Here is a 5,521-nt window from a genome sequence, read left to right on the forward strand (position 1 = left end):
CCGGTCAGTGCGTCGTCGCCTGCCCCGCCGACGAGGAGGTCGTTGCCGCCCTGGCCCAGTAGCGCGTCGTTGCCTTCGCCGCCCCAAAGCATGTCGGCGTAATTCGAGCCGGCGATAGCGTTGTCGCCCGCGGTGCCGGTGAGGTTTACGGGACCGGAGAGCTGCGCCATCAACTGCGCGTGCGTGAGGGTGGTGCCGTTGTCGAACTGATAGGACGACACCGCGCCGAGAAAGCCGTCCTTGATCCGCACCAGATCGGGGATCGGCGGCGGTGCACCTTCCTCTTCGCTGGGGGGAGCGAGGTGGTAGGTAAGTTTCAGATACTGCGCGGCCAAACCGTCCGGGCCGGCGGTGAACTCGGTTCCGAGAATGAAGTCCGGGATCGCGATGCCCGGGCCGAACTTGAGGGTGTTCGCTCCACCGGCATCGATCACCCAGTCCTGGCCGTCGCCGGTGTTGTAGGTGTAGGTGTCGTCGCCCGTTAAGCCGAATACGACGTCGTTGCCGGCCTTGGCGTCGATGCGGTCGTTAACCGCGGTGCCGAGGATCAGATCGTCGCCGGCCGTGCCGTCGATGTCGAATCCCTGATCAAGCACGTCCTGGTACGACATGCTGGTGCCGTCGGCGAACTGGATGCTGTCCAGAACCTTCGTCGCGTTCGGGTCGAACTGGTTGAAGCCTTCGATGTGGAGCACATCACCGCCGCCCATGTTGATCGCGAGCGAGCCAAGTTGGAACTTGAGAGTCTGCCGGTTGACGCCTTCGCCGAGCACGACGGTGCTTCGGTACAGAGCATCGTTGGTCCCGATATCCGGATCATCGATTCGATCAACGCCATCACCTAGGTTATAGACATAGGTATCCTTGCCCGTCCCGCCTTTAAGGACGTCGTCGCCCGCGCCACCGATGAGGATGTCGTCGCCTGCCTCGCCGTACAGCCGATCGACACCGCCCCCCCCAATCAGTACATCGGAGCCGCCCCCAGCGGCAAGCCAATCGCTGCCGTCACCGCCGTCTAGATAATCGTCGCCTTGCAGCGCGAGCGAAACAGTCCCTGATGTAAAAACATCCGTGTCTCCGCCGAGCACGTCGTCTCCGACGCCACCGATCAGAATGTCGGACCCCGCCCCGCCCGCCAGATCGTCGTTTCCGATGCCACCTTCGACGTAATCGTCACCGGCACCGGAGGAAACGAAGTCATCGCCCGCACCCGCGTAAACTGTGTCCGCCGCGCCTGCCTCGGGAGTGCCTGTGTAACTCATATTGGTGACGGTCGGTGTTGTCACCGCTTGATCCGTAAAAAACTGCCTCTGAACCGAAGTGGTCCAGGCAAGGCTTGTTACGGTAGAAAGGACTGCGTCTGCCAGGATCATGTCGTTGCCCGCCCCGCCTACGATCAAGTCCTCGTCCGACCCACCGCCGATCAGGTCCGCGCCCGCGGCACCGATCAGAACATCCCTTCCCGCGTCGCCTGAAATGAGGTCGTTCCCGGCGCCTTGCGCGCCGCTTTCGCCCGCGGTAATCGCCTGCGCGAGCGTGACACTGCGTCCGTTCGAACTATTGGCCCAAATGACGTCGTCACCTTCCCCGCCGTAAAGAAAGTCTCCATCGGTGCCCCCTTCGACCCAGTCGCTTCCGGCACCCGCGAAGGCGGAATCACGCCCCGCGCCCAAATCGATCAGATCCCTACCACCAACCAGGGACGTCGCGCTGGACTGGCCGTCGCCGAAAACGACATCGGCTCCCCCGGCGGTGGTGAAGTACTCCCCCTCGTTCGCCTGCGAACCATTGGCCGCGCCGTAGAAAACGTCTATCCGGTCGGCAAGGGTGTTGTCTGGCCGGGCCGGCGTGCCTTGGCCGTCCGCTCGAATGAAGTTGCCCAAGCCATCGTCCACGGGATCGATTTCATCGACGGTCCCCGGATTCGAGTCCCAATTCAGCCTGTCGCCGTAGAAGGAGCGCGCCGGATTGATCGGCGCGGACAGCACTTCCGTCAAGCGAATGCCGAGATACCCGGTTTGAGCGGCCTTCATGAAATCGAAGTCCTTCAGCTTGATCGTGCCGCCAGCATCGCCGACGATCGTTACATTGAGGTCCCCGCCATCCTTCGCGTAATTGAACTTACCGTCAGCGCTTTGCCATTGGGTCGCCGATTGCTTGATGGCGGCGCCGCCGATGACGCGCGTTTGGATCGCGCTCGAAACACCTTCCTGAAAGACGTAGCGCAGTACGCCTTTGCCGTCAGTGTCGAAAATTGTGTCATTGCCGTCATTGGTCGAAACGAAGAGCTTTGTGTCGGCGTCATAAACGTACACATCCATCCCCGCCCCGCCTTCCATATAGTCGTCAAGTTTGCCGCCTAAGAGCAGATCGCTGCCGGCACCGCCGTGCAAGCGATCACCTTGCGCACCTCCAAGAAGCGCATCGGACTGGTCCGAACCGAACACGTACCGTTTGAGTTGGTTTTCGGCTGTCCCGCTCACAACAAGCCGCACCCCACTGCCGACGTCGGAGAAAATGGCGTTTTCGGAAAACGGAAATCCGATGATTGGACCATCGATCGCGTTCTCCGCCTTATAGATGAGTCGCTCCATCATCAACGCGCGGTCTTGAATCCACTGCTGGGTCAGGCCTCCGACATTCGACGCGTCGTAGAGTTCCAAACCGCGCCCGGCATAGCTGCCCGGCGTAATCACATATGGTGAGAGCGCACGTAACGCATTTCGGACGGCCACGTTACTTTGCGCATCTTGCGAAATCTCTGAGGCCGTGCGCCTCAGAAACGTTGCTCCGATGGCAGACTCGCCCGCACCCGGGAACTGCGAGAAGAACGCGTTAACATCATTCGCGAACGACTGCTCGGTTGTCCGGTGATACGCGAAGTCTCCGCCAAAGGCGCGATGAAGCGCATTGAAAGTTCCTTCCGACCCGATTCCCGCCACCAAGCGTAGCAGACGAGATCCCTCTGCATTCTTGCCGTTGGTAAGACTGCGGATCATTTCTCTGGCTACATTGTTGCGAAGTACACCCAGAATCAAGGCGCCGGTTGCGTTCCCGAAGATCGCCTGTGAAGTGGCGATTTCCGCGTTCCGAGCAGAGTCTTGAAAAAGCTGACCGTAAGCGTCACTTAAACTTGGAAGCGCGTTCTTCGTGGAATCGAAGGCGAGGAGCGCTTGCTTTAAGTCCAAAAGGCTTCCGAACACAGACTGCGTCGTTGCCGCGTTCTCCCGCACGACAAGCCCGATAAAATCCTGTCCCATATCTGAAAGCAGAAGCATTCCAGGCCAAGCCTGATTGTTTTCTACCTCGGGATCGTTAGCAAAGAGAACTTCCCTCACACCGTGAAGATCGTCCAACCCGATTCGCTGAACCGTTGGTATCGATCCGCCGGGCGCTAGAAAGGCGTCTGCTACCAACCCCGCAACAACGTTGGACGCCCGATTGAGTTCGCCCGAAGGCAAGAATTGTGTACCGTATCGAAGTGTTCTCTGTCTGAGCGCATAGTTGCGGATGAAGGATCCGAACAAGCCCACTCCTTCGTTGACTTGAGACGCTCCAATCAACCAATCGTAAGTTCGTTTTACTTCGACGAAATTTGTTGCTGCAGCATTCTGGCTCGAGAGCTTTGGATATAGCAAAGCTCTAACGTTGAGGTAAAAGACAGAAAAGGCCCCCTTTGCCGATGGGCCGCGGTTGACAGCAAGCTGTCGCCAGGACGCAATCATCGCCTGTTCGACTGTACTTAGTTTTATTTCCATTTCGCTACTCTCCAAGTATTCGGATTCGATCAGTTCAACGGCATTGGACGCACAGTATCTTTCCGTGCTGGTCGTTCATTGGAAGTGGATTTTCGCTCTACATTCAAATTCAAATCGACAACTCGGCGAACGCCTTCCTCAACTTGAGCCCAGCACGGAAGGAGTTTTTGGTTGTAGGAGAAGACGATATAAACGTCAGGTTTCAGCGTTTCTTGAGAAACACATGTGCCATGTTCATTTGACGTTGACGGGGCGTTGCAATAGATCGTGGGCATTTGATTCACCATCGTCTGCCGGTCAACAGATTGATAGAACGCCCCGCTCACGACTGTCCGCGGAATAACCATCTCTTCAAGCTTCCAAGGAAGACGTATACGTTTTGTCGTATCCGTGATTGCCAGATACTCTTTTATTTTTAGTAAATCAGATGTCATCGGCAGCTTCCCCGATTCGGGAATGGGAGATATGGAGATCTCTATCCATTGAGTGCCGCGCTCATTCTTGGGGACACTTTTATCAGCGCTGCCCTTGAAGCTCGGGTAGTAAGTTCTGAGCCAAATTGGCGAGTCTGCCTTCCTGTCCAGAGGGCCGATTGCTCTATAGTCTTCGATTGGCGTCACTATTCGCGAACCCCATCGTTCGAATCGATGTGCCGAGCGATCGGTGTAGTAAGCCTCGATATTTGGCAATCTAAGCTCGCATTTCACGTACGGCTCTTTTTTGGGCGCAATCGAAACCTGCGCACTAACGCTTGAGACTACTAGCATGGAAACCAATCCCATCGCGGACCGAGCGCCGGTTCCCCAGCTTTTTCTGCAAGTACTTCTCGATATATGTTTTCTCATCTCGTCTCTCCGTTTCCAGTACCAGTTTCTGAACACCAGTAGACATTTCATTGCTGCCAATTTCAGACCGAACCATCCATGTGGAGCCGTATTTGCCATGTGGAGCCGTATTTGAGGTGAATTGCGCGTGGCGGACCCGCAGCCATCCCTCAACCTCGATTGACGCGATCTTGTCGGTCTGATTGAACTACTCCTGACGTTCTTAGCAATTGTGCGATCAGGATAATGTCAATTCCTGAAGCAAGGCGGCTGACAGAAGCGATCGGACTGTAACCAGAATGCTCGGCACGAAATGTCGTCGCCGCGCTCTTGCAAATATCTGTAACTAACAATTCGTCAAGTACTCGTCTCAATGCGTCCGCCGAAGCATCAGGCGCCGTTCTCGATCCCGCCCTCATCCGCACCACCTTGCGCGAATTCTCGTCCTGCTCAACATACCTCGGCGCAAGCATCAACGGCACCCCAGCTACCAGACTCGCCGCCACCGTCCCATGCCCCGCATGGCAGATCATCAAATCGTAGTCGCCACCGGCTGGCGAAATCCGCAACGGCATGCGTTGCACCCTGACACCGGCAACCCGCAGCCGTTCCAGTAACCCATCATCCGCATCCGGCACGAAGAACACCGCATCGCAACCCTTCGCCTTAAGCACCTCCGCCAGCGTCACCAGCGGCGCCCAACCCGCGCGCAAATAGGCGCCCACGCGAGGCCGCTCGCCCGACCACACCGGCACCTCCCCCTCATCCTCCAAATACAGCGCGCCGAAATACGTCACCCCCTCGCGCGGCCCGTGATGATCCAGTTCCGCAAAAGTCGCAAGAAACGCCGTATCCCCCCACAACGCATCGCGATACTTCGACACCGGCGGCAACCAATACCCATCGCCCACCACGAAGCGGTGCAGTCCGCGAGCCTTC

At 57.5% G+C, this 5,521-nt stretch carries 3 protein-coding genes; all 3 read right to left on the minus strand.

What is annotated here, in order from left to right:
- Positions 1-3,758 (minus strand): calcium-binding protein (locus SGJ19_18355; protein MDZ4782213.1); only part of this gene is annotated, 3,758 nt, incomplete at its 3' end.
- Between the two features lie 29 nt (positions 3,759-3,787).
- Entirely contained in the window at positions 3,788-4,465 is a 678-nt protein-coding gene (locus tag SGJ19_18360; GenBank protein ID MDZ4782214.1) for a hypothetical protein, read from the minus strand.
- Between the two features lie 287 nt (positions 4,466-4,752).
- The coding region (locus tag SGJ19_18365) for a glycosyltransferase (protein ID MDZ4782215.1) at positions 4,753-5,521 on the minus strand (769 nt) is incomplete at its 5' end.

This window comes from Planctomycetia bacterium (genome assembly GCA_034440135.1).
Taxonomy (GTDB): domain Bacteria; phylum Planctomycetota; class Planctomycetia; order Pirellulales; family JALHLM01; genus JALHLM01.